Origin of the sequence: Occallatibacter sp. (genome assembly GCF_049802275.1) — a bacterium.
Lineage (GTDB): Bacteria > Acidobacteriota > Terriglobia > Terriglobales > Acidobacteriaceae > Telmatobacter.
In genome coordinates this window covers 1-4,080 of the sequence record NZ_JBARMD010000763.1, presented here as the reverse complement: position 1 = coordinate 4,080, position 4,080 = coordinate 1, and the positions used below count along the sequence as shown (strand labels likewise).

The following is a 4,080-nucleotide window of genomic DNA, read 5'->3' as shown; positions in this document are numbered from 1 at the left end:
ATTCCCGCGATGAGAAGACCGGCCGTTCGTGCGCAGGTTAGTGCTGGCCGCGCAGTCTCGAAAGCCGCCACGCTTCCGAAGCTCGACGTCTTTCCGGCTCCTCAACCGCTTACTTCGGAGGAACGGGCGCTCTATTCCTTCGCCACCGACGTTCCGGAAAAACAGCGTCAGGCCGTTCTAAACGCGCAGAAGAACGACAACGCGCCGCTCGATGTCGCCGCCATTCGTATTCCACCTATCGAAGTGCCCGCAGAGGGCAACAACTAAGGAGATAACCATGCGCAAGATCACGTTGATTTTCTTCGCACTCGTACTCACGGCGTCTTTCGGACGTTTTGCCTTTGCGCAGGATGCGCCGCAAGCTTCAGAGCCTGCGAAAGCTGCCGAGGCTCCGGCTCACTTCTACCATTTGGATTTTGTTGTGCAGGAGATGGGCGGAGACGGGAAGCCCACCAACAGCCGCTCCTATGCGGCGACGGTGAGCACCGATATTCACGATCGAGGAACTTCGATTCGGACTGGCTCCAGAATCCCTGTTACCACTGGATCTTCCTCATCTAGCAGCAACCAGGCGCTCGTTAACACGCAATGGCAATACCAGGATGTTGGTGTAAACATTGATGCGCACCATGTGCACGAACTTGGCCGCCAGTTGTCACTCGATCTGGTTGCGGAAGTAAGCAGTGTGGGGACGACAAGCGACCCTAACCTCCACCAGCCGGTGATTCGCCAGAACAAATGGCAGGCGCCGGTTCTGATCCCCATCGGGAAGGCAACGGTTGTCTTTGCCTCAGATTCTCTTGACAGTAAAGGAAGCATGCAGGTGGTGGTGACCGCGACGCCGCTGCAATAGCCCTCGCTGGTTTGCGATGCGCGAGCTTGAATTTCAGAACGCGTTTTGAAGCTATGGAGCTATGTCATCCCGGCAACTGAGGTGCAAGCTTTTGCACCTCTTTGCTGTCGGAGCCGAGCCAATCGGGATGGCGCGCCGTGGTATCGAAGTGTGCAGTCGTCTTGAACAGTTCGTACTTACCCTTCATTGCAGTCTGCTCTGTTTTTGAGATGAGCTCGGCCACCGCTGCTTCATCCATGGGCTGGAACGACTTGACCGCGGCGAACGCCTGGTCGAGCAGCATCTTTGAATTGATTCCTGTGATGAGCACGGAGATGGGAAGATTCAGCGAGTAGCGCAGGCAATCCATCGGTTCGACGGCTCCGCTCTTCAGGATGATTCCATCACCAAAACACTTCATGCCGAGTACGCCGACTTGTTGACGTACGGCTTCCGGCACCACCAGTTGCGAGAAGCTACGGAAGTGCGCATCCATGATGTTGATCGGCATCTGCACAGTATCAAAGTGGAAGCCGTGTTGCTTTGCGACCGTAAGCATGTAGAGGTGAACGTGCGGATCCTTGTGCCCGGTGAAGCCGATGAAGCGAATCTTGCCAGCCTGCTTCGCTGCAACCACTGCTTCCATGGCGCCGCCTTCGTTGAAGATGCGATCGGGATCGTCGAAGCGGATAACCTCGTGATGCTGCAGCAGGTCGATGTGATCCACCTTGAGACGGCGCAGAGAGTCATTGATCTGATTAGTCGCGACCTCTTTGGTGCGCCCGTCAATCTTCGTCATCACGAAAGCTTTCTGACGATAGCCGCCCTCCGCGAGCGCCTTGCCGACACGCTCTTCGCTGCGCCCCTCGTTGTAGTCCCACGAGTTGTCGAGGAAGTTGATACCGCGATCCAAACCTTCGTGGATCAGGCGAATGGCGTCGGCTTCTTCAACATTGGCAAGTCCCAGATGAGAGCCGCCCATGCCGATCAAGGAAACCTGTACACCGGTTGCGCCGAGGTCGCGATAGAGCATTTCTTCCTTCATAGTTCCAGGATTTGTGACGCGGGGGATGCGCGATGCCGCCTGCTTTGACGAATGCTCTGTCATGGTCGCTTCTCCTGCTGGGGTGATTGTTGATTGCGCTGATTGCGCCGATCGCGATCCGAATACGGCGGCGCTGGCTGCAGCCGCTGTTATAAAGTCCCTGCGTTTCACTCCGCTCTCCCGTGCTGCAATTGAATGCCCACTCCATGCGAAACAGGCTCTCGTTGCATGGCTGTGATGCCGTGTGAATACAAGGGTTTGCTTCCTCGTCAAAGCGATTTCAGACGCGCTTCAGCCATCTCACAACCTGGCTTTTTGATTTTCACCGGATGCGCAACCCCGCATGCTCACCCCGCGTCATAAGGGACTGGACGATCCGACAACAAGAGGAGGAGAAGTATGTCTTCAGAATTGAAGGGCAAAACAATCGCTATTTTGGCTACCGATGGATTTGAGCAAGCGGAATTGATTGATCCGCGGAAGGCTCTGAACAATGCCGGGGCCACTACCGTGGTGATTGCGCCGAAGAGCAGTGAGATCAAGGGATGGAACAAGAAGGATTGGGGCCAGTCGGTGAAGGTGGACCAGGTACTTGCCGACGCGAATCCGCATGATTACGACGCGCTGGTGCTGCCCGGCGGCGTGATGAATCCCGATCATCTGCGCATGGATCCGGCGGCGGTGAATTTCGTTCGTCAGTTTGTCGCCACTGGAAAAACGGTTGCGGCCATTTGTCACGGACCGTGGACACTGGTGGAAGCAGACGCGCTGAAGGGAAGGACGGTCACGTCGTGGCCTTCACTCAAGACGGACATCAAAAACGCAGGAGGTAACTGGGTTGACCAGGCTGTCGTCACCGACGGCCAATTCATCTTCAGCCGCAAACCTGACGATATTCCCGCATTCAACAAGGCGATCATTGAATCCGTTGCACAAGGTGTGCAGCAGCACGCACACGCATAGCGCAAATACAATCGTGCTTCCATCCCTTTGCCGCATTTTTGCAAAGGGATGGAATTCCTCCTTCTACTACTGCGATCTCTCGCTCCTGACCGAACCATCTCTCCAATTCAAGCTGCTCATCCCCGAATATCGTCGGCCTGGAATCGCGAAATGATCTGGTCGCCTGCTGCTCTGCTCGCAATGTATATTGCAGCCATGCACTCCGCTCTCTCTGAGCCGCACCGAGGCTGCCTAGATTCCGCTTCTCGCCGTGGCCATTCAGGATTGCCTGCCGGCATCGGCCTGGCGCTGCTGGTTGCGATCGCGACGCCCTGCATCTTCGCTCAGCAGGCGATGCCGGGCGGTCACAATATGTCTGACATGCAGCCCGTACTGCCGCCGGATCAGCTTCCCGCGCCAATTCGCATGACAGGCATTGGAAATGCACATATCGCGGTCACCGCCAATCCCGAAGCGCAAGTTTGGTTTCACCAGGGGCTGAACCTGATGCACGACTTCTGGGATTACGAGTCGACAAAAGCATTTGAACAGAGCGTACGTGTCGATCCGAACTGCGCAATGTGCTGGTGGGGTCTGGCGCAGGCAGAGGGATTTCGCCACAGCCCGCGACAGGTTTATGGCAAACAAGCGCTCGAGAAGGCGGTCCAGTTCGAAGACCATGTCACCGAGCCGGAGAAGCTTTATATCGAGGCGGCAAAGGCAGACGCATCCGTCAAAGAGAACGCAAAACACGGCGCGAACACGCAACAGATTGCGATTTTGCGCGAGTTGGTGAGCAAGGCGCCCAACGATATCGAAGCTCGCCTGTTTCTTGCTCTCGCATTGGAAGACGGCTACAAGGACAACGGTAAACCGAAGAAGGGGGAGCAGGAAGCGATCGCGATGCTTGAGGGAATCCTGCACGATGCACCCAACGATTCCGCGACCAATCACTACTGGATACATGCCATAGAGCCAGGCAATCATCCGGAGCGCGCGATCAAGAGTGCGGCGATGCTTGCCGGCCTTGCGCCCACATCGGGCCACATGGTCCACATGCCGGGTCACATTTATTATCGCGTTGGCGACTATTCCACAGCCGAGCACTGGTTCTCCGCGTCAATGGCGGTTGACGAGCACTACATGCAGGAACAGAACGTCGGTCCCGACGACGACTGGAACTATGCGCACAACATGATGTACTCCATTGCGAACCTCATGGAACAGGGGCGACTGTCAGACGCGAACGCGCTGTCGGATC

5 protein-coding genes are annotated in these 4,080 nt (G+C 56.3%); 4 read left to right on the top strand and 1 reads right to left on the bottom strand.

The features are described from left to right. Positions 1-267, top strand: a 267-nt coding sequence (locus tag WA354_RS25545) for a hypothetical protein (RefSeq protein ID WP_472815853.1), incomplete at its 5' end; no start/stop codon positions are given. Between the two features lie 10 nt (positions 268-277). Next, positions 278-853 (top strand): hypothetical protein, encoded by a 576-nt coding sequence (locus tag WA354_RS25540; RefSeq protein ID WP_472815852.1) that lies wholly within the window; start codon positions 278-280, stop codon positions 851-853. 64 nt (positions 854-917) lie between these two features. Here WA354_RS25540 and WA354_RS25535 read toward each other — a convergent pair whose 3' ends face one another. Continuing rightward, the gene (locus WA354_RS25535) at positions 918-1,940 is read right to left on the bottom strand and encodes an aldo/keto reductase (protein ID WP_472815851.1); all 1,023 of its coding nucleotides are present in this window, start codon (positions 1,938-1,940) and stop codon (positions 918-920) included. Positions 1,941-2,276: 336 nt separating this feature from the next. Here WA354_RS25535 and WA354_RS25530 point away from each other — a divergent pair, with 336 nt between their 5' ends. Next, positions 2,277-2,840, top strand: a complete 564-nt coding sequence (locus tag WA354_RS25530) for a type 1 glutamine amidotransferase domain-containing protein (RefSeq protein WP_472815850.1) — start codon at positions 2,277-2,279, stop codon at positions 2,838-2,840. Positions 2,841-2,990: 150 nt separating this feature from the next. Beyond that, positions 2,991-4,080 (top strand): tetratricopeptide repeat protein (locus WA354_RS25525; protein ID WP_472815849.1); only part of this gene is annotated, 1,090 nt, incomplete at its 3' end.